The following is a 20199-nucleotide window of genomic DNA, read 5'->3' as shown; positions in this document are numbered from 1 at the left end:
CGGCGACCGGCGGGCCGATCCTAGACCCGCGGGAGGTGATGTCAAAGTGGCCGCGGTGCGCGGAGGTGGTCGTGGCCGGAGGGCGCCGGGCGCTCGGCGCCGTCGGGGCCCAGGATGCGGACGCCCGCGCCCCGCTCGACCCGGCCGATCACGGTGAGCGGCACCCCGGCCCGCGCGGCGGCGCGGCGCGCCCGCGCCAGGCGGGCGGGCGGGACCGCCGCCACGAGCTCGTAGTCCTCGCCGCCCCCGAGCGCGGGGCCGAGCGGATCCGGCAGCGAGCGGGCGAGCCGCCGGTAGGCCGCCGAGGTCGGGACCGCCGCCGCGTCCAGCACCGCCGCGACCCGCGACTCGTCGCAGAGGTGGCCGAGGTCCTGGACCAGGCCGTCGGACACGTCGATGGCGGCCCGGGCCACCCCGGCGAGCGCGCGCCCGAGCGCGAGGCGCGGCGCGGGCCGGCGCTGGCGGCGGGCGAGCGCGGCGGGGGCGCCGGGGGCGAGGCCGAGCGCGGCGTCGCCGAACGTGCCGGAGGCGACGAGGAGGTCGCCGGGCCTCGCGCCGGAGCGCAGCAGCGCGCGGCCGCGGCGGACCGCGCCGATCGCGGTCACGGTGACCGACAGCTCGGAGGCGCGCGAGACGTTCCCGCCCACCACCGCGATGCGGTGGGCGCGGGCGCAGGCGCCCAGGCCGCGCGCCACCCCCTCCAGCCGCTCAGGCGGCGTGCCGCGGGGGAAGGCCAGCGCCACCAGCGCCCAGAGCGGCCGCGCGCCCATCGAGGCGAGGTCGGAGAGGTTCACCGCGAGCGCCTTCCAGCCCACGTCCTCGGCGGTGAAGCGCGCGTCGAAGTGGACGCCCTCGACCACCGCGTCCACCGTGGCGGCGAGGTCCTCGCCGGGCGGCGGCGCGAGCAGCGCGGTGTCGTCGCCGGGCCCGAGGCGCACGCCCGCGCCGGCGAGCGGCAGCGCGCGGGTGAAGCGCTCGATGAGCTCGAACTCGCCCGGGGGCGGGCGCGGCGCGGCGGCGCGGCGGGGCACGGCGCGCTAGCGCCCCACCGCCGGGGCCGGCCCCACCGGCGTGAGCGCCGGGGCCGGGGTGGCGCGGATGGGCAGGAGCACGGTGAAGATCGAGCCGGTGCCGGGCGCGGAGCGGACGCGGATCTCGCCGCCGTGCGCCTCCACGAAGCTCTTCACGATGGCGAGCCCGAGGCCGGCGCCGCCGTACTCGCGGGTGGAGGAGCCGTCCACCTGGTAGAAGACGTCGAACACCTTGGCGAGGTGCTCCTCCGGGATGCCGATGCCGCTGTCCACCACGTGGATGGCGAGCCGCTCGCCCTGCAGCACCTCGGCGTTCACGGTGATGCTGCCGCCCGGCGGGGTGAACTTCACCGCGTTCGAGCAGAGGTTCACCAGGCACTGGCGGAGCTTGTCGCGGTCGGCGTGGATCCGCGGCAGGGGCGACGGATCGCAGGCGACCTTCAGCCCCTTCTTGCGCGCGATGGGGAGCAGCGTCGCCACCGCGTCGCGCATGAGCTGGACCGCGTCCACCTCGGAGAGCACGAGCCGCACCCGGCCCGCCTCGATCTTGGAGATGTCGAGGATCGAGGTGATGAGCTGGAGCAGGTTCTCGCCCTTCTCCATGATGATGCCGAGGTACTCGCGCTGCTCGGCGGTGAGCGGGCCGCCCAGGCCCTCCAGCATCATCTCGGAGTAGCCGATGACGCTGGTGAGCGGCGTGCGCAGCTCGTGGCTCATGGTGGCGAGGAAGTTCGACTTGAGGCGGTCGAGCTCCTTCAGCTTCGCGTAGCTGTCCTCGAGCTTCTGGTTCTTGTCCTGCAGCTCGCGGTAGCTGTCGGTGACCGCCTCGATGTGGAGCTTCGCCGCGATGAGGTTCTTGTGGCCGGTGAACACCATCACGTCGAGGAGATCCATGAAGTGCTTCAGGATCTTCTCGGCGGTGGGCACCGACACGCGGCGGATCTTGGCGAGGTAGCCGGTGGCCTGGGCGACGTCGAAGTCCTCGGCGATGCCGGTGAGCGCGGGCGGCAGCGCGGCGAGGTCGTCGGGCACGAACGGGCCGAACACCACCCGGCCGATGAGGTCGCCCTCGTACATGATGGGGTGGACGAGGTAGCGGCAGCCGGAGAAGCACGAGAAGGTGACCGCGGCCGGCTCCTCCGGCACGGCCTCCGCCTTCACCCGCCCCACCGTCTCCATGCACTGCTCGCGGCCGGCCGGCTTCGACCAGATGTAGCCGCAGAAGTCGGCGTTGCCGACCTTCACGTCCACCAGCTTGTTGCCGGCCTCGTCGAACACCTTCAGGCCGATCCGGTACAGGTCGGAGAAGGAGTGGCAGACCTCGGCGAACGCCCGGAGGTCGAGCAGGTCGGACAGCGGGATCCGCTGGTTGAGGAACGACGCGCCGATCATGGCACCGTCGCCTCGGGCGGCAGCCGCGCGCCGCGCAGGTCCACGTGCGAGAAGATCTGGCCCAGGAACTCCTTCTCCGGGATCTGCCAGACCGCCTCCAGGCCGAAGGCCCGGTCCAGGCTGCGGTAGCAGCGCTGCAGCACGAGGTAGAGCGTCTCCACCACGCCGTCGCCGCGGATGGCCACCGCCGGCACGAACGGCGGCTGGATCACCTTGCGCAGGTCGTCGAGCTCGTGGTCGGCGCGCGCGTCGGGCAGGTCGCGCTTGTTGAGCTGGACGACGATGGGCAGGGTCCGGTAGTCGAGCCCGTTCGCCTCCAGGTTCGCGAGCATGTTGTTCCAGTAGGCGAGCGTGGACCCGGCCTCGCTGCGGCGCGAGTCGGCCACGAACGCCACCGCGTCGGTGCCCTGGAGCACGATGCGCCGGGTGGACTCGTGCATCACCTGCCCGGGCACCGTGTACAGCTTCAGCTTCACCTTCACGCCGGCGCGGGTGCGGAAGAACACCGGCATCATGTCGAAGAACAGCGTGCGATCGTCCTTGGTGTCGAGCGTCATGAGGCGCCCGCGGACCTTGGGATCGATCTTCTGGAAGAGCGACTGGAGGTTCGTCGTCTTCCCGGACAGCGCGGGGCCGTAGTACACGACCTTGACCGCGATCTCCCGGCTGTCTTCGTTGAACTGGACCATGCGCGTGGGGGCGCACCGCCACGGACGGCGGCCGCGGCGGCCATCCTAGCCGATCACCGCCCGGGCCGAACCTTTCCGCCGCCCGCTCGCCCGCTTCGGGAGCGCCGGGCCGGTGGGAGCGTTCCTTCCCCTCGCCCGGGGGACCGCGCCTACCCGCCCAGCCACCAGCGCCGGGCCTCCTCCACGGTGCGGAGGAGCGGGCAGCGCGGCAGGGTGGCGAGGAAGGCGCGGCCGTAGCCCTTCGTGACGAGCCGCCGGTCGAGCACGGCCACCAGGCCCCGGTCCTCGCGGGTCCGCACCAGCCGCCCGAAGCCCTGGCGCAGCGCGAGCGCGGCGGCCGGGACCTGCAGCTCGGAGAAGCCGTCGCGCCCCTCCTCCTCGAGCGCGCGGAGCCGGGCCGACATCACCGGGTCGCCGGGGGGCGCGAACGGGAGCCGGTCGATGATGACGAGCGAGAGCGCCTCGCCGGGCACGTCCACGCCCTCCCAGAAGCTGGCGGTCGCGAACAGGACGCTCGGCTCGGACCGGAACTCGTCGAGCAGGCGCGACTTGGGCCGGTCGCCCTGCCGCAGCACCTGGTACGGCAGGTCGCGGCAGGCCTCGTGGAACGCGTTCATGTTCCGGTTCGAGGTGCAGAGCACGAAGGCGCGGCCGCCGGTGACCGCGGTGAGCGCGCGGATGGACTCGGCCGCGGCGCGCACGAAGCCGGGGTCGTTCGGCTCGGGCAGCCCCTCCGGCGAGACCAGCGCGGCCTGCCGGGCGTAGTCGAACGGCCCCTCGAACCGGCGCTCCTCCACCTCCAGCTCCGGGAGCAGCCCCACCTGCCGGCGGAAGAAGTCGAAGCGCCCCTGCGCGGCGAGCGTGGCGCTCGTGAACACGGCGGTGTCGGTGCGCTGGTAGAGCCGCTCGCGCAGCTCCTCGGCGACGTCGATGGGCGCGGCCCGCAGGAACACGCCGCGCCCGCGCACCTCGCCGAAGTACACGCGCGACGGCTCCTTCATGGCGGTGACCGCGGCGACCTCGACCCGCAGCTCGCCCGCGCGCCGCGCGATCTGCGAGAGCGAGGGCGTGACCGCGTCGGCGAGCAGCTCGCGGAGCCCCGCCAGCGACTCGTCCAGGCGCGCGAGGTCGCGCTGCGCCCCCTCCATCACCGCGGGGGTGAGGGCCGCCTTCACGCCCTCCTCCTCCTCGCGCCGGGCCGGGCGCCGCCGGGGCGGCGGCCCGAAGCCGCGCCCGCGCGCCGGGGTCCCGCCCTGGCGCAGCCCGTCGGCCACCGCCTGGAAGAACCGCTCGCCCGCCTTGCGCAGCTCGCCGGTCGTCTCGCGCATCATCGACGCGAGGTCGGGCCGGTCCGCCACCGCGCGGAGCGCGTCGCGGGACAGCTCCTCCACCCGGTACGACGAGACCTGCAGCCCGAAGTACTCGGTGGCGACGTCCTCCACCGCGTGCGCCTCGTCGAAGATCACGACCTCGTGCTCGGGCAGGATCTCCACGCCGGCGCGCGAGGTGCGCATGGCGAGGTCGGCGAAGAACAGGTGGTGGTTGACGAGCAGGACGTCGGCCTGCGCGGCGAGCGCGCGGGCGCGGGTGACGAAGCACTCCTCGTAGCGGGCGCACTCGCGCCCGAGGCAGTTCTCGCTGGTGGCGGAGAGGTCCTTCCAGGTGTGGAACTGGTCGGGGAGGTCGATCTCGCTCCGGTCGCCGGTCTCGGTGCGCCGGGCCCACGCCTCGATGCGCGGCCAGAGCGCCGCCTCCTCGCGCGCCGCGAACGTCGGGGCGCGGGCGAACTCCTCGCCGCGGGCCAGGCAGAAGTAGTTGGAGCGGCCCTTCAGGTAGGCGGCGCCGAACTCGAGCCCGCAGGCGTCGCGGAGCAGCGGGATGTCCTTCTGCCAGAGCTGCTCCTGCAGCGTCTTCGTGGCGGTGGAGACGATCACGCGCCGCCCGGAGAGCACCGCCGGCACGAGGTACGCGAGCGTCTTGCCGGTGCCGGTGCCGGCCTCGGCCACGAGGTAGCCGCGGCGCTCGATGGCCCGCTCCACCGCGCGCGCCATCTCGAGCTGGTCCTCGCGGTGCTCGTAGCCGGGGAGCGCCGCCGCGAGGCGGCCGCCGGGCCCGAGGATGTCGTCGAGCGAGGGGTGGGCGGGCAGGGGGATCAGGACGGGCTCCCGGTGAGCAGCGCGGCGAGGCGGAACGCGGCCCAGGCGGCCGCGGCGCCGAGGGCGAGGAGCGCGGCGACGACGAGCGCGCGCCGGAGCTTCCCGGCCTGGCGCGGCACGGTGCGCGGCAGGGACGGAGGCCCTGGACGGTGGCGCGCTTCACCACCTCGTCGCGGAAGCGCGCGGCCACCGCGTCGCCGGGGCGCTCCGCCAGCACCGCGCGGTAGCGCCCGCCGGCGACGGCCAGCCCCTCGAGGTCGGCGAAGCGGGCCAGGTACGCCCGGTGCGCGCCCTCGTCGCCCCAGGCCTCGACCACGCGGGCCCAGGCCTCGGCCTCGGCGGCGGGATCGGCGTCGGCCGGGTCGGGCGGGGCGGGGGCCTCGTCGGGCGCCAGCGCCGGCGCGGGGCCGGGCGCCTCCGGTGCGTCCGGGCGCGGGGTCTCGGGGGTGGACATCGGGGGCGCGAGTCTAGCCGAAAGCCCCGCCGGCCGGAGCGGCCGGCCGGGCCGCTAGAGCGAGATGGGGACCGGGACGAAGGTGACCGCGAACAGGAGCAGCGTCGCCACCGCCAGGACCCGCCCGCGGGCGTCGAGCGGCTCGTCGCGGAGCGGCGGCGGGTGGCGCGCGCCGATGAGGAAGCGGGTGAGCAGCCACCAGAACAGCCAGTTCCAGGACAGCGTCAGGCCCGCCACGAGCAGCCCCGCCGACACCACCTCGGAGCCGATCCGCGCGCCGCGCCGGCCGAGCAGCGCGTAGAGCACGTGGCCGCCGTCGAGCTGGCCCATGGGCACGAGGTTGAGGGTGGTGACGAGCAGGCCGAGCCAGGCGGCGAAGCCCACCGGGTGGACGAACACCTCGTGGCCGGCGGGCAGCGTGCCCCACACCAGCCGCTGCGCGGCCCAGGTCACCAGGCTGTCGCCGTAGACGCGCACGCCGGTGTCGGGGCCGAACAGCTCGCGCCCGTCCATCCAGGCGCGGAGCGCGTCGAGCGGCGAGGCCACCGACGCGCCCGCCACGCCGGTCGCGACCTGGTGGACCTCGGAGTGCGCGAGCCCCCACACGAGCAGCGGCACCGCCACCAGGAACCCGGCGATGGGGCCGGCCGCGCCGATCTCGAGGGTGGCCTTGCGCGAGGGGAGCGCCGAGCGGATGCGGATCACGGCGCCGAGCGTGCCGGCGCCGAACGGCACCGGGATGAAGTAGGGCAGCGTCGTGTCCACCCGGTGCCGGCGCGCCAGCACGTAGTGGCCCATCTCGTGGGTGAAGAGGATGGCCACGAGCGCGCCCGCGAACGGCAGCCCGCCCTCGAGCACGCGCCCGAGCGTGGGGCCCAGCGGCGCGAGCGGAGAGAGGGTGAAGCCGGCCCACAGCGTGGTGGCCAGGGTGGCGAGGAACAGCGCCAGGTTGGCCGCCGGGAAGCGGCTCCGCGGCCGCGGTCGGAGCACGAGCTCGTCCATCCGGAAGGTAAGCTAATGGCGGCCCGCGACGCGGGCCAACGTTCGGCGAGCCCGGGCGCGGCGGGCCGCGCCGGCGCCCGCGCCTAGGGCTGCCCCGGGCCCGGGCCGGCCAGCTCCTCGGGCGTGAGCTCGCGCAGCCCGTCCCTGTCCACGGTGAGGAAGAAGAGCGGCTTCTCGGGCGTGCGCCGCGGGCCCATGGTGATGTCGCCGGTGGCGCCGACGTAGCCCTTCACCGCGGCGAGCGCGTCGCGCATCTGGTCGCGCGTCTGCGCCTTGCCGAGCTGCGCCCGCGCCATCCCGGCCGCGTCGAACGCGCTCGCCTCGAGGATGGTGGGCACCTGGCCGGCGTGGCGCCGCTCGAACGCCTCCACGAACGCCTTGGTGGCCGGGCGGGAGGAGCCGGCGTAGAAGCCGTCCACGAAGATGGCGCAGCGGACGTAGCGGCCGGCGCCGCCGGGCGCGGTGTCGAACAGCGACGGGTCGCTCGACCAGCCGTTCGCGCCGAGGAGCTGCACCGGCCGCAGGTCGGCCCGCCCGGTGGTCTTGCGGATCCGCTCCACGTCGTCGGGCAGGCAGGTCTGGGTGACGACGTCCTCCACCGCCAGCGCCGGGGCGATGAGCTTCACGTTGCGGGCGAAGTCCGGGATGAAGATGGCGTCGAAGTCCACCACCGGCGCGAGCCGGTCGCGGGCCTTCTCGAGCGCCTTCTTGCGGCGGAACGGGTCCTTCTCGGCCTTGGCGATGTCGCGCTGCTGCTCCTGCCAGTCGCTGCGCTCGTCGAGGTACAGCTTGCCCACCATGTCCTTCACGAGCGGCGTGAAGGTGGTGCGGTCCGGCGCGTAGGTCTCGGCGCCGCGGATCTCGCCGCCTCGCCCCTCCACCTCGTCCCAGAACGCGTTCGCGAGCTCGGTGCCGTAGGTGATCGAGGGGTACATCACCGCGAAGCGCCGCATGCCGCGCCGGCCCATGGCGAAGTCGGCGAGCGCCTTCGCCTGCGCCGAGGCGGTGAGCATGTTCTGGAACACGTGGGGCCCGGCGTCGGTGAGCCCCTCCTGCTTGGAGAGCGAGATGAAGGGGAGCTGCAGCTCCTCGGCGGTGGCCGCGGCCCGCTCGGCCTCGGCGTTCGTCACCCCGCCCACCACCGCGATGGCGCCCTCCTCGAGCGCCAGCGCCTCCAGCGCCTGCGCCGCGCCGTCGGGCTCGCCGCGCGTGTCGCGCACCGCCACCCGCACCCCGCCGCCCTCGGCGGCGAGCTGCACCGCGCGCACGATGGCGACGCCCCACGGCTGGTAGTCGCCGGACAGCGGGACGGCCACGCCGATCACGTTCGGGCGCACGAAGGTGAGCCGGGCGATGCGGTCCACGATGGCGCGCGCGTCCTTCGCGTACGGGCCGGCCGGCCAGCGCAGGAACACCTCGCGCGCCGCCTCCTGCGCGCGCGGATAGTCGCGCAGGTGCAGGTGGATGCGGGCCGCCTTCATGGCGAGCGGCTCCTGCAGCGGCGCCTCGCGGGGCAGCTCCTGGCGGAGCCGGTCCACGTCGGCGAGCTGCAGCCGGTCCACCGCGTCGGCGCCGCGGGCCAGCACCGCGCGCCGCTCCTCGCCCTGCGTCAGGTCGGCGAGCTCGCCCAGCCAGCGCACCGCGTCCGGCCAGGCCCCGGCCGCCTCCGCCGCGGCCGCGGCGCGGGCCGCCGCCTCCGGCCGGCGCGACGGGTCGAGCTGCGGGTAGATGGACGCGAGCGTGCGCAGGCCGTCGGCCGCGTGGCCGCGCTGCACGTCGGCGAGCGCGAGCCCGTACTTCGCCTCGGTGGCGCGCGGGTGGAGCGGGTACTCGGAGACGAGCGTGCCGTAGGCCTGCGCGGCGCGGTCGGCCTTGCCGGCCGCGAGCAGGAGGTCGCCGGCCTGGTGGAGCGCGTCCGCCGCCGAGGGCACGCCGCGGAACCGCTGCGCGAACGCGAGCAGCCGGTCCGCGCCCGGCTCCGGCGGCAGCGCCGCCACCTCCTGGCGCACCCGGGCCAGCTCGACGCGGGCGACCTCGTCCGCCTGCGAGACGTCCATCTCCTGGCCGTTCACGACCACCCGCTTCGGGCAGCCGGCGAGCGACAGGACGAGCAGCAGCAGGAACCGGCGGCCGAGGACGCGCATGGGTTCGGGATCTACTGCGGAACGCGCGAGCGTGGAAGAAAGTCCTGGAAGCGGGTCGGACGGGGCGCACATGCGCGGCGAAGCCGCGCCCGCGGGGACGTCGCGCGGACCCGCGTCAGCGGGCGCGCGAGGTCACGGGCCCCGCGCAGCAAGGTGGGGCCCCGTGGAGCTCTGCTCCATGGGGCGGGGCGCAGCCCCGTCACCGAAGGATGTCGCCCACCTTCTCCCAGAAGGTCCGGGCCTGCGGGTTCGTCTCCTCGCCGGAGAGCGCCGCGAACCGCTCGAGCAGGTCGCGCTGCTCCTTGGTGAGGTGGGTGGGCGTCTCCACCAGCACGCGCACGTGCTGGTCGCCGCGGCCGCCGCCCTGCAGCGCCGGGATGCCCTTGCCCTTCAGGCGGAACATCTTGCCGCTCTGCGTGCCCGCCGGGACCCGCAGCTTGGTGGGCCCGTCGAGGGTGGGGACGTCGATCTGCGCGCCGAGCGCCGCCTGCGTGAACGAGATGGGGATCTCGCAGAGGACCTCGGTCTCCTCGCGCTTGAAGATGGGGTGCTCGCGGACCTGCACGACCACGTACAGGTCGCCCGGGATCCCGCCCGCGGCCGGGGCCGGCTCGCCCTCCCCGGAGAGCTTCAGGCGCGTGCCGGTGTCCACGCCGGCCGGCACCTTCACCTCCACGGTGGCCTGCTCGCGGGTGGCGCCCGCGCCGCCGCAGCTCTGGCACTTGTCCACGATGACCCGCCCCGTGCCCTGGCAGTGGTGGCAGGTGCGGGCGATGGAGAAGAAGCCCTGCGTCAGCCGGATCTCGCCGGCGCCGCCGCAGGTCGGGCAGGTGCGCGGGCTCGTGCCGGGCTTCGCGCCGGAGCCCTTGCACACCTCGCAGGTGCGCGGGCGCGGGATGGTGATGCGCGCGGTGGTGCCGAAGGCGGCGTCCTCGAACGCGAGCTCGAGGTGGTAGCGGAGGTCGGAGCCGCGGGCGCGGCCGCGCTGCCGCCGGCCGGGGCCGCCGCCGAACATCTCGCCGAAGATGTCGCCGAAGATGTCGTTGATGCTGGCCGCGCCGGCGCCGCCGAAGCCGAAGTCCTCGAAGCCCTGGCCGTTCGCGTGGCCGAACCGGTCGTAGCGGGCCCGCTTGTCGGGATCGGAGAGGACCGAGTAGGCCTCGGAGGCCTCCTTGAAGCGCTCCTCTGCCTCCTTCGAGCCCTCGTTCTTGTCCGGGTGGTACTTGTGGGCGAGCTTGCGGTAGGCGGTCTTGAGGGTCTGCTCGTCCGCGTCCCTCCCCACGCCGAGGACCTCGTAGTAGTCGCGTTTTTCCACTGTGTTCCCGGCCATTTGTGTGAGGAAGTCCCGTGGGCCGTGCGGAATATAACGCACGGGCGGGCGCTGACAATTCGCGCGCGCGGCCGGCCGGGCGCCGCGCGCCGGGCGGCGGTGCGGGCGGGCGAGCGGGCGCCCGGTGCGGCCGCTAGCTCGTGCTGCCGCCCTGCTGCGCGTAGATGGCGTCGGCGATGCGGTACGCCGAGCCCTCGAGGCGCGTCAGCGCGTCCTTGATCGCCGCCGGGTCCACGCCGGGCAGCACCGCCTTCAGCGCGTCGAGGTCGGCGTGGATCTCGGCGAGGTCCTCCGCCTTCAGGGCCGAGGCGTACTCCTCGAGGCTCTTCTCGGTCGTGTAGATGAGCCCCTCGGCGTTGTTCTTGAGGTCCGCCAGCTCCTTCTTCACGCGGTCGTCGGCCTTGTTCGCGTCGGCGTCGCGGATCATCCGCTGGATCTCCTCCTCGGACAGGCCCGAGGAGGCGGTGATCCGGATCTGCTGCTGCTTGCCGGTGCCGAGGTCCTTCGCCGACACGTGCACGATGCCGTTCGCGTCGATGTCGAAGGTGACCTCGATCTGCGGCACCCCGCGCGGCGCCGGCGGGATGCCCACCAGCTCGAAGCGCGCCAGCGTCTTGTCGTCGGCGGCCATCTCGCGCTCGCCCTGGAGCACGTGGACCGAGACGAGCGGCTGGTTGTCCACCGCGGTGGAGAACACCTGCGACTTCTTGCAGGGGACGGTGGTGTTCTTCTCGATGATCTTGGTGAAGACGCCGCCGGCGGTCTCGACGCCGAGCGACAGCGGCGTCACGTCGAGCAGCAGGACGTCCTTCACCTCGCCCTTCAGCACGCCGCCCTGGATGGCGGCGCCGACCGCCACCACCTCGTCCGGGTTGACGCCCTTGTGCGGCTCCTTGCCGAAGAAGCGGCGCACCACCTCCTGCACCTTCGGCATGCGCGTCATGCCGCCGACCAGGATGACCGTGTCCACCTGGCCCACGCCCACGCCGGCGTCCTTCAGCGCGGTCTTGCACGGCCCGATGGTCTTCTCCACCAGGTCGCCGACCAGCTCCTCCAGCGTGGCGCGGTCGATGGTCTCGGCGAGGTGCTTCGGCCCGCTCGCGTCGGCGGTGATGAACGGGAGGTTCACCTCGGTCTCGCCGGCGCTCGACAGCTCGTGCTTGGCGCGCTCGGCGGCCTCCTTCAGCCGCTGGAGCGCCATGCGGTCGCGGCGCAGGTCGATGCCGTTCTGCTCCTGGAACCGCTTCGAGAGCCAGTCCATGAGCCGCTGGTCGAAGTCCTCGCCGCCCAGGAACGTGTCGCCGTTGGTGGCCTTCACCTCGAACACGCCCTGGTTCAGCTCCAGGATGGTGATGTCGAAGGTGCCGCCGCCGAGGTCGTACACCGCCACGCGCTCCGACTTGCCCGCCTGCTGCTTGTCGATGCCGTAGGCGAGCGCGGCCGCGGTGGGCTCGTTGATGATGCGCAGCACGTTCAGGCCGGCGATGCGGCCCGCGTCCTTGGTGGCCTGGCGCTGGGCGTCGTTGAAGTAGGCCGGGCAGGTGACGATCGCCTCGGTGACCGGCTCGCCCAGGTAGTCCTCGGCGGTCTGCTTCATCCGCGCGAGCACCATGGCCGAGATCTCGGCGGGCGAGTAGCCCTTGCCGCCCACGTCCACCCAGGCGTCGCCGTTGTCGGCGGCCACGATGCGGTAGGGCACCAGCCCCGCCGACCGCTGCACCTCGGGGTCCCCGAACTTGCGGCCGATGAGCCGCTTCACCACGTAGACGGTGGACTCCGGGTTGGTGATCGCCTGCCGCTTCGCGATCTGGCCGACCAGGCGCTCTCCACCTTCGGTGAATGCGACCATGGACGGCGTGGTGCGCGATCCCTCGCTGTTCGGGATCACGACCACCTCGCCGCCCTCCATCACCGAGACGCAGCTGTTGGTCGTCCCGAGGTCGATGCCGATGACCTTGCTCATCCGTGGGCTCCGGCTCCCGTGGGGCGGGCTCGGCCGCTACTCCGGGCCGGCCTCGCCGTCCGCCGGCGGCGCGGCGGCGGGCGGGGGCGCGACGGCCACCCCGACCATGGCGGGCCGGACCAGCCGGTCGTTGAGGGTGAACCCGCGCGCGTGCTCGAGCACCACCGTGCCTGGGGCCGCGTCCGCGGTGGGGACCTGCATGAGCGCCTCGTGCAGCGCCGGGTCGAACGGCGTGCCCATGGCGGAGAAGCCCTTCACGCCGTGCTTCGCGAGCGCCTGCTCCAGCGTCGAGCGCACCATCCGCACGCCCTTCGCGAGCGGGTCGTCGTCGGCCACCGCCGCGAGCGCGCGGTCGAGGCCGTCGAGCGCCGGGAGCAGGTCCTTGAGGAGCCGCTCGTTCCCGAACTTCTGGACCTCGTCGCGCTCGCGCGCCGCGCGCTTCTTGAAGTTCTCGAGGTCGGCGGCGGCGCGGAGCAGCCGCTCGTGCTCGTCCTTCAGCCGGTCCAGCGTCTCGCGCGCCTTCGACTGCGACAGCTCGAGCTGCGTCTCGAGGAGCTGCACGCGGGCGGCGAGCGCCGCCGGATCGCCCGCGGGGACGCCCTCGGCCTCGGGCGTGATCTCGACGCCGGGCTCGCCCGCCCCGGCGGGCTGGCCGGCCTGGGCCTCCTCGCCGTGCGAGATGCGCTCCACCGAGCGGAGCGCCTCCTCCACCGCGTTCGCGGGGATGTCCGCCTGGAACGCGCCTTTTTCGTGGCTCTCTGCCATCGCCTCTTTCGCCGTGATCGAGCGGAGTTGCGGCCCGGAGGGCCCCCGGACCGGGAGCCCGCATCATGGCACGCGGGCGCCGCCGCGAACAAGGCGATCCGCCCGCGCCCGGGGCGCGCCGCCGCGGCCCCGGCGGGGTCTCGTTCAGCCGCCCTCGGACAGCGCCGCGAGCGCGCGGGAGATCTGGCGCGCCGTGAGGTCCACGAGCGGGATGACCCGCGCGTAGTTCATGCGCGTCGGACCCACCACCGCCAGCGTGCCGAGCACGCGGTCGCCGCGGCCGTACGGCGCCGCCACCACCGACACGTCCGGCACCGTCGCGAACTCGCTCTCCGCGCCGATGAAGATCTGGACCTCCTGCGCGGTGAGCACGCGATCCAGCACGCGCAGGATCCGGTCCTTCTCGGCGAAGCCGCGCAGCAGCGCGCGGGCCTTCTGCACGTCCGAGAACTCCGGCGCGTCGAGGAAGCTCGACTCGCCCTCCATCACCACCTTCTCCACGCCGGCCGCGGCGAACGACTGCTCGGCGAGCACGAGCGCCTTCTGCAGCAGGTCGTGGAGCGCGCTCTGGTCGGCGCGCATGTCGGTGAGGATGGCCGCGCGCAGCGCCGCCAGCTCCGGCTCCGCCGCCTCGCCGCGGGCGTGCAGCTTCTCGTTCAGGTAGGCCGCCGCGCGCTCCAGCTCCGCCGCCTCCATGGGGAACTCGAGCTGCACCAGCTTGTTCGTGACGATGCCGGCCTCGGACACGAACACCACCAGCACCCGGTTCTCGCGCAGGCGCACGAACTCGAGCTGGCGCACCGGGTCGGCCTGCGGCCGCGGCGTCGTCACCACGCCGGCGTGGTGCGAGAGCGAGTGGAGCAGGTCGGCGGTGCCCTCGATGAGCGAGGACACGTCCGGCGCGGCCTGGGCCAGCCGCTCGATCCGGTCGCGGTCGGCCAGGCTGGGCGGCCGCACCTTCAGCATGGTGTCCACGTACAGCCGGTAGCCGCGCTCGGTGGGGATCCGGCCCGAGGACGCGTGCGGCTTCTCGAGGAACCCGAGCGCCTCGAGGTCGGCCATCACGCTGCGCACGGTGGCCGGCGACCACTCCAGCTCGTGCCGCGAGAGGAGCGGCTGGCTCGCCACCGGCTCGCCGGTGTGGATGTAGTCCTGGACCAGCGCGCGGAGGATCTCGCGCTCCCGCCTGTCCAGCTCGTCCGCCGTGGCCATCGCCGTGTCCGCGTCTACTCGCCCGCGAGGTGCCGCTGCGCCGCCCCGGACAGCACCGGGAACCGCCCCTGCGACAGCTCCCGCCACCGGGCCGCGGCGCCGGCCGCCTCGCCCGCCTGCTCGGCGATCAGGGCCTCGAGGTGCACGCGCTCCTCGGCATAGACGTAAGCGAAGCCGGCCCTCGCCGCACCGTCCGCGTCCAGCCGGAGCGCCTCGCGCAGCGCCGCGCGGGCGCCCGGCAGGTCGCCGCGCGCGTCCGCCAGGATCGCGAGCGCGTACCACGGCCCCGGGCGAGACGGGTCGATGTCGCGGGCCGTCTCGAGGTGCGCCTGGGCCGCCGGGAGGTAGCCCTCCAGCGCGTACAGCTCGCCCAGGTTGACCAGCGCGGCCTGCTGCTCGGGCGGGCTGCCGGTGGACACCACCTCGTCGAGCAGGCGGCGGGCCGCGTCGGGGTGGCCTTCCACGAGGTAGGAGACGGCGAGGTCGTTCAGCGCGCCGAGCTGGTCGGGGCTGGCGTCGAGCGCCGCCTCGAAGGACGCGCGCGCCGCGGTCACCTCGCCGGCGCGCAGCCGCTCCGCACCGCCCGACGGCGCGGTCGCGAGCGTCGAGACGAGCGGCGCCGCGTCCTCGCTCGGGCGCGGCTCCTCCGCCCCGCCGCAGGCGGCGAGCAGCAGGGCGACGAGCGCCGCGGAGGAGGCGAGGCGTGGATGGGGGTACCGCACGGGGTCCCTCTGCCAGCAGTCGAGGAGCGCGTCGAGTGTACCGGCCGCCCACACGTCGATCAAGGAACGGCCGCGTCCCGCGAGCGCGCGTCCTGCCGCGGGCTTACACTATTTCCACGGTGGGCGCCGGGCGCGACGAGGATCGGCGCGGGCGCACCTCCGAAGTCCCCGGCCGGTGACGCGGCCCCGCGACCTCGGGGGTGCGGGCGCGGCGAAGGTCGATCGCAGCCCGGCGCCTCCGCTTCCCCCCACGAGAGGGCGCGCCCCGTCCCGCCCGGCCCCGGGCCCGGCGCGCCGCGCGCCCTCGCCGTTCGCCGTGACAGCACCCGCCCGCGCCCCTAAGATGCCGCCCGCTCCGAGCCCCGCCATGACCGCCGCAACAGGAGAGACCTCGGGCGCGAGCGTGCGCGATCGCGTGCGCCGCGCCCTCGAGGAGAAGCGCCGCGCCGACGTCACCGGCCTCGAGGGGGCCGCGCGCGGCCTCCTGGTCCGCGACCTGCTCGCCCCCGGCCCGGGCCGCGCCCGCTCGGTGCTGGCGGTGGCGGCGGACGAGGAGGAGGCCGACGCGCTCGCCCGCGACCTCGCCTTCTTCCTGGGCGAGGGCGCGGTGCTCCGCGTCCCCGCCGACGCGGTGCTGCCCTACGACGACCTCTCGCCCGACCGCGGCGTGGAGATGGAGCGGCTCGCCGCGCTGGCGCGCCTGCACCTCGCCCCGGAGCAGGCGAAGGCGGTGGTGGTCTCGGCCCGCGCGCTCGCGCGCCGCACCGTGCCGCGCCGGGTGTTCGAGGCCGGCTCGGACCTGCTCGGCAAGGGCGTCGAGGTGGACCGCGAGGCGCTCGCCGCGAAGCTCGTGCTGCTCGGCTTCGCCCGCACGCCGCTCGTCGAGGACCCGGGCACGTTCGCGGTCCGCGGCGGCATCGTGGACCTGTGGAGCCCCGCCGACCCGAGGCCGGTGCGGCTCGAGTTCTTCGGCGACGAGATCGAGAGCTGCCGCGCCTTCGACCCGTCCACCCAGCGCAGCGAGGGCGACGTGGAGGAGGTGCTGCTCTGCCCCTCCCGCGAGGCGCTCTTCACCGAGGAGGGCAAGGAGGCCGCCAAGACCGCGGTGCGCGAGGCCGCCGAGCGGGTGAACCGGCCCACCTCGCGGGTGCGCGAGGTGCTCGACGCCATCGACGCGGGCACGCCGTTCTTCGGCCTGGAGGCGCTGCTGCCGGGCTTCCACCCGGGCGGCCTCGGCACGCTCTTCGACTACCTGCCGCCCGGCGCCGCGGTCTACGTGGACGGGGTGGCGGCGGTGGAGGACGCGCTCGCCGAGCTCGACGAGGCGCTCGCCCGCGAGCACGCCGCCGCGCTGAAGCGCGAGGAGCTGGTGCTGCCGCCCGCGGCGCACTTCCTCCCCGGCGCCGAGGCCCGCGCCCGCGCGCTGGCCCTGCCGACGGTGGTGCGCCACCGGGTGTGGCTCGGCACCGAGGAGCCCATCCGCTGGGCGCTCGAGGAGACCGCCGGCATCCGCGGCGAGATCGAGGGCGCGCACGGCGAGGAGGGCGCGCTCGCCCCGCTCACCCGGCGCCTGGAGGACTGGCGGCGCCGCGGGATCGCGGCGGTGGTGGCGGCCGGGACCGCGTCCGCCTCCGAGCGGCTCCGCCGCCTGCTCGAGGACCGGCGCCAGCAGTCGCGCGTCCACACCGGCCCGCCCGGCGCGCCGCGCGAGATCTACGACCCGGCGGTGCACGTGCACGTGTTCGCCGGCGAGGTCTCCGGCGGCTTCGTGGACGCGGCCGCGGGCCTGGCGGTGGTCTCGGACGAGGAGATCTTCGGCCGCCGGGTGCGCAAGAAGGCGCGCCGCGCCGCCGAGGAGAACGCGTTCGCCGCCGCGTTCCGCGAGCTGAACGAGGGCGACCTCGTCGTCCACGTCGAGCACGGCATCGCCCGCTACCTCGGCCTCACCAAGATGCAGATCCGCGGGGTGGAGGGCGACTTCCTCGTCCTCGCCTACGACGGCGCCGACCGGCTCTACCTGCCGGTCGCGAAGCTGCGCCAGGTGCAGAAGTTCACCGGCGCCTCGCCCGAGGCCATCCGGCTCGACAAGCTGGGCGGCAGCTCCTTCGCGCTCCGCAAGGCGCGCGTGAAGGAGCAGCTCCTCAAGATGGCCGCCGAGCTGCTCGACATCTACGCGGCCCGCGCCGCCCACCCCGGCTTCGCCTACCCGGAGCCGGACCAGCTGTTCCGCGAGTTCGAGGCAGAGTTCCCCTGGGAGGAGACGCCCGACCAGGCGAAGGCCATCGAGGACGTGGTCCGCGACATGCGCAAGGGCCGCCAGGGCCCGGCCGCCGCCGCGCCCATGGACCGGCTCGTCTGCGGCGACGTCGGCTACGGCAAGACCGAGGTGGCGATGCGCGCCGCCATGCTGGCGGTGCTCGCGAAGAAGCAGGTGGCGGTGCTCGTCCCCACCACCGTGCTCGCCGCGCAGCACGAGCGCACCTTCCGCGAGCGGTTCAAGGGCTACCCGGTGCGCATCGAGGCGGTCTCGCGCATGCGCACCCCCGACGAGGTGAAGCACGCGCTGAAGGCCGCGGCCGACGGCAAGGTGGACATCCTCGTCGGCACGCACCGGCTGCTCGCGGCCGACGTGTCGTTCAAGGACCTGGGCCTCGTGGTCGTGGACGAGGAGCAGCGCTTCGGGGTCGCGCACAAGGAGCGGCTGAAGAAGCTGCGGAAGCTCGTGGACGTGCTCACGCTCACCGCCACGCCCATCCCCCGCACCCTGCACATGAGCCTCGCCGGCGTGCGCGACCTCTCCATCATCGCCACGCCGCCGGAGGACCGCCGGGCCATCCGCACCTTCGTGATGAAGTTCGACCCGGGCGCGGTGAAGGAGGCCATCGAGACCGAGCTGAAGCGCGGCGGGCAGGTGTTCTTCGTCCACAACCGCGTGCGCTCGATCCACGCCATGCAGCGCTTCCTCACCGAGCTCGTGCCGAAGGCGCGCGTGGGGGTCGCGCACGGGCAGATGGGCGAGGGGAAGCTCGAGCACGTCATGACGCAGTTCGTGGACAAGGAGCTCGACGTGCTCCTCGCCACCAGCATCATCGAGTCCGGCCTCGACATCCCCAGCGCGAACACCATCCTCGTGAACCGCGCCGACCACTTCGGCCTGGCGCAGCTCTACCAGATCCGCGGCCGCGTCGGCCGGAGCCGCGAGCGCGCCTACGCGTACCTGCTCGTGCCGGCGCGCCGCCCCGTCACGAAGGACGCGCAGAAGCGGCTCGAGGTGCTGCAGCGCTTCAGCGAGCTGGGCGCGGGCTTCAAGATCGCGAGCCACGACCTCGAGATCCGCGGCGCGGGCAACCTGCTCGGCAAGGACCAGTCCGGCCAGATCGAGGCGGTCGGGTTCGAGCTGTACCAGGAGCTGCTCGACGAGGCGGTGCGCGAGCTGAAGGGCGAGGCGCCGCGCGAGGAGATCGACCCGGACGTGCAGCTCCCGGTGCCGGCGTTCATCCCCGACCCGTACATGCCGGACGTCCACCAGCGGCTGTTCTTCTACAAGCGGCTGGCGCAGGCTTCCACCGACGAGGACCTCGACGAGGTCCGCGCCGAGATGGTGGACCGCTGCGGCGACCCGCCCGACGAGGTGGACGCGCTGTTCGAGGTCATGGCGGTGAAGGTCCGGCTGCGGGCGCTGCGCATCCGCGCGCTCGAGACCGGGCCGGGGCGGCTCGTGCTCACGCTGGGCGAGTCGGCCGCGCTCGACCCGTTCCAGCTCGCGAAGCACGTGCAGGCCTCGGCCGGCGCGCTCCGGCTGACGCCGGACATGAAGCTCGTGGCGCAGCTCGGCGGGCCGCCGGCGCCGAAGGCCGCCGCGGCGCGCCCGGCCAGGGGCGCCGCCGTGCGGCAGAGCCCGCGGCAGGCTGCGGCACAGCGCCGCGTGGCGGCCGACGCCGCCCGCCGCGCCCAGCCGCCGCCGGCGGCGCCGCCCTCGCCGGCGATGCAGGCCGCGAGCGGCCGCGAGCTGCTGCAGGCCGTGCGCGAGGTGCTCGCCGGGCTGGCGCGCTGCGCGCGCCCGGAGTGAGGGGCATCCGGGGGTCCAAGCGGGCGGCGCCACGCCGGATTTCGGGGGCGCCGGCCGGCCCGGCGCATCCTTGATCGGCGCCCCGTTCCGTGCTCTTTTCTGCGGCTCGGAAGCGCGCGCTCCGCCGCTCGCCGGGGGGAACACGGCAGGCGCCCCGCGCGTTCGCACCCCAGGTCCTTTCCCACCTCAAGGAGCATCGACCATGCTGCGTCGCATCGCCCTCCTCGGCCTCGTCGCGCTGGCGGGCACCGCCTGCCAGCCGCAGTCGAAGGACACGAAGAAGTCCGGCCCCGCCGTCGCCACCGGCAGCGGGTTCACCATCACCGCCGGCGAGCTCAAGGCGCGCCTCGACGAGCAGTCGCCGTTCATCCGCGCCCGCTACTCCACGCTCGAGCGCAAGAAGGAGTTCCTCGACAACCTGATCCGGTTCGAGGTGCTGGCGCGCGAGGCCGAGCGGCAGGGCCTGGCGAACGACCCCGAGGTCCAGCTCACGCTGAAGAAGGTGATGGTCCAGAAGCTCGTGCAGAAGAACTTCCAGGACGCGAACGGCGCGGCCGCCGAGGCCATCCCCGACGCCGACCTGCAGAAGTACTACGACGAGCACAAGGCCGAGTACTACCGCCCCCGCCGCGTGCGCCTCGCCGCCGTGGTGTGGAACGCGCCCGCCGGCAGCCCCGAGCGCGCCGCGAAGGTCGCGCTCGCGAAGAAGGCGCTCGCGAAGCTGAAGACGGAGGAGAAGAAGAACACGCTCGCCTTCGCGCAGCTCGTGAACGAGTTCTCCGAGGACGCGGCCAGCAAGGCCGCCGCCGGCGACCTCGGCTTCAAGACGCGCGAGGACCTGGAGAAGGCCTACTCGAAGGAGTTCGCCGACGTCGCCTACAACCTGCAGCCCGGCGCGACGAGCGGCGTCCTCGAGACCCCGAACGGCGTCTACCTGGTGAAGGGCACCGGCGAGCAGGACGAGCTGAACCGGACGTTCGAGCAGGTGAAGGCGCAGATCCAGACCAAGCTCTACCGCGAGAAGAAGACCAAGGAGTTCGACGGCTGGCTGAAGAAGCTGCGCGACGACGCCAAGGTCAGCATCGACGAGAAGGCGCTCGAGGCGGTGGAGGTCTCGGCCGCCGCGCCGGCCGGCATGGGCGGCATGCCCGGCATGCCCGGGATGCCCGGCGGCCACGGCCCCATGGGCGCCGGTCCCCGCCCGATGGGCGCGCCCGCGCCCGCCCCCGCGCCGGCCCAGCCGGCCCCGGCCCCCGCCCCGGCGAAGTGA

The 20199-nt window shown here is 74.5% G+C and carries 14 protein-coding genes; 2 read left to right on the top strand and 12 right to left on the bottom strand.

Annotation, left to right across the window (positions count from 1 at the left end):
* Positions 1–41: 41 nt before the first annotated feature.
* The 12 genes from thiL to ACOQFB_RS21615 form a co-directional block, all read right to left on the bottom strand.
* Complete coding sequence (gene thiL / locus ACOQFB_RS21670; RefSeq protein WP_421609496.1) at positions 42–1031, bottom strand: thiamine-phosphate kinase; 990 nt, start codon at positions 1029–1031, stop codon at positions 42–44.
* A 6-nt stretch (positions 1032–1037) separates the two neighbouring features.
* Entirely contained in the window at positions 1038–2423 is a 1386-nt protein-coding gene (locus tag ACOQFB_RS21665) for a sensor histidine kinase (protein WP_421609495.1), read from the bottom strand.
* Positions 2420–3112, bottom strand: coding sequence for a GTP-binding protein (locus ACOQFB_RS21660; protein ID WP_012528406.1), 693 nt, complete (start codon positions 3110–3112; stop codon positions 2420–2422). Before ACOQFB_RS21660 ends, ACOQFB_RS21665 begins: the two co-directional genes overlap by 4 nt.
* 149 nt (positions 3113–3261) lie before the next feature.
* Positions 3262–5232: a DNA repair helicase YoaA gene (yoaA, locus tag ACOQFB_RS21655; protein WP_494492595.1), complete on the bottom strand. Its 1971-nt coding sequence runs from the start codon at positions 5230–5232 to the stop codon at positions 3262–3264.
* 32 nt (positions 5233–5264) lie between these two features.
* Positions 5265–5387, bottom strand: coding sequence for a hypothetical protein (locus ACOQFB_RS21650; protein WP_494492366.1), 123 nt, complete (start codon positions 5385–5387; stop codon positions 5265–5267).
* A gap of 389 nt (positions 5388–5776) precedes the next feature.
* Positions 5777–6724, bottom strand: coding sequence for a site-2 protease family protein (locus ACOQFB_RS21645; protein WP_421609492.1), 948 nt, complete (start codon positions 6722–6724; stop codon positions 5777–5779).
* A gap of 83 nt (positions 6725–6807) precedes the next feature.
* Complete coding sequence (locus tag ACOQFB_RS21640) at positions 6808–8868, bottom strand: ABC transporter substrate-binding protein (RefSeq protein WP_421609491.1); 2061 nt, start codon at positions 8866–8868, stop codon at positions 6808–6810.
* A gap of 199 nt (positions 8869–9067) precedes the next feature.
* Positions 9068–10198: a molecular chaperone DnaJ gene (gene dnaJ / locus ACOQFB_RS21635; protein ID WP_059436207.1), complete on the bottom strand. Its 1131-nt coding sequence runs from the start codon at positions 10196–10198 to the stop codon at positions 9068–9070.
* Between the two features lie 133 nt (positions 10199–10331).
* Positions 10332–12161, bottom strand: coding sequence for a molecular chaperone DnaK (dnaK, locus tag ACOQFB_RS21630; RefSeq protein WP_059436208.1), 1830 nt, complete (start codon positions 12159–12161; stop codon positions 10332–10334).
* A 36-nt stretch (positions 12162–12197) separates the two neighbouring features.
* Entirely contained in the window at positions 12198–12926 is a 729-nt protein-coding gene (gene grpE, locus ACOQFB_RS21625; protein WP_421609490.1) for a nucleotide exchange factor GrpE, read from the bottom strand.
* Positions 12927–13070: 144 nt separating this feature from the next.
* Positions 13071–14138: a heat-inducible transcriptional repressor HrcA gene (gene hrcA, locus ACOQFB_RS21620; RefSeq protein ID WP_421609489.1), complete on the bottom strand. Its 1068-nt coding sequence runs from the start codon at positions 14136–14138 to the stop codon at positions 13071–13073.
* A 14-nt stretch (positions 14139–14152) separates the two neighbouring features.
* Positions 14153–14914, bottom strand: a complete 762-nt coding sequence (locus ACOQFB_RS21615) for a tetratricopeptide repeat protein (RefSeq protein ID WP_237757805.1) — start codon at positions 14912–14914, stop codon at positions 14153–14155.
* A gap of 313 nt (positions 14915–15227) precedes the next feature.
* On the opposite strand from ACOQFB_RS21615, the gene mfd reads away from it, so the two are divergent.
* A complete protein-coding gene (gene mfd / locus ACOQFB_RS21610) occupies positions 15228–18929 on the top strand; it encodes a transcription-repair coupling factor (protein WP_421609488.1) in 3702 nt (1233 codons plus the stop codon).
* Positions 18930–19131: 202 nt separating this feature from the next.
* Positions 19132–20199, top strand: a complete 1068-nt coding sequence (locus tag ACOQFB_RS21605; RefSeq protein WP_421609487.1) for a peptidylprolyl isomerase — start codon at positions 19132–19134, stop codon at positions 20197–20199.

Origin of the sequence: Anaeromyxobacter sp. Red801, from assembly GCF_049201065.2 — a bacterium.
In the GTDB taxonomy this organism is placed as follows: domain Bacteria; phylum Myxococcota; class Myxococcia; order Myxococcales; family Anaeromyxobacteraceae; genus Anaeromyxobacter.
This window is presented reverse-complemented; position numbering and strand designations above follow the sequence as displayed.

Excerpts from the sequence above, each read along its gene's own strand:
- ACOQFB_RS21665 (WP_421609495.1), bottom strand. The coding sequence starts at position 2,423 with ATGATCGGCGCGTCGTTCCTCAACCAGCGGATCCCGCTGTCCGACCTG.
- ACOQFB_RS21660 (WP_012528406.1), bottom strand. The coding sequence starts at position 3,112 with ATGGTCCAGTTCAACGAAGACAGCCGGGAGATCGCGGTCAAGGTCGTG.
- ACOQFB_RS21645 (WP_421609492.1), bottom strand. The coding sequence starts at position 6,724 with ATGGACGAGCTCGTGCTCCGACCGCGGCCGCGGAGCCGCTTCCCGGCG.
- ACOQFB_RS21640 (WP_421609491.1), bottom strand. The coding sequence starts at position 8,868 with ATGCGCGTCCTCGGCCGCCGGTTCCTGCTGCTGCTCGTCCTGTCGCTC.
- dnaJ (WP_059436207.1), bottom strand. The coding sequence starts at position 10,198 with ATGGCCGGGAACACAGTGGAAAAACGCGACTACTACGAGGTCCTCGGC.
- dnaK (WP_059436208.1), bottom strand. The coding sequence starts at position 12,161 with ATGAGCAAGGTCATCGGCATCGACCTCGGGACGACCAACAGCTGCGTC.
- grpE (WP_421609490.1), bottom strand. The coding sequence starts at position 12,926 with ATGGCAGAGAGCCACGAAAAAGGCGCGTTCCAGGCGGACATCCCCGCG.
- hrcA (WP_421609489.1), bottom strand. The coding sequence starts at position 14,138 with ATGGCCACGGCGGACGAGCTGGACAGGCGGGAGCGCGAGATCCTCCGC.
- mfd (WP_421609488.1), top strand. The coding sequence starts at position 15,228 with ATGACCGCCGCAACAGGAGAGACCTCGGGCGCGAGCGTGCGCGATCGC.
- ACOQFB_RS21605 (WP_421609487.1), top strand. The coding sequence starts at position 19,132 with ATGCTGCGTCGCATCGCCCTCCTCGGCCTCGTCGCGCTGGCGGGCACC.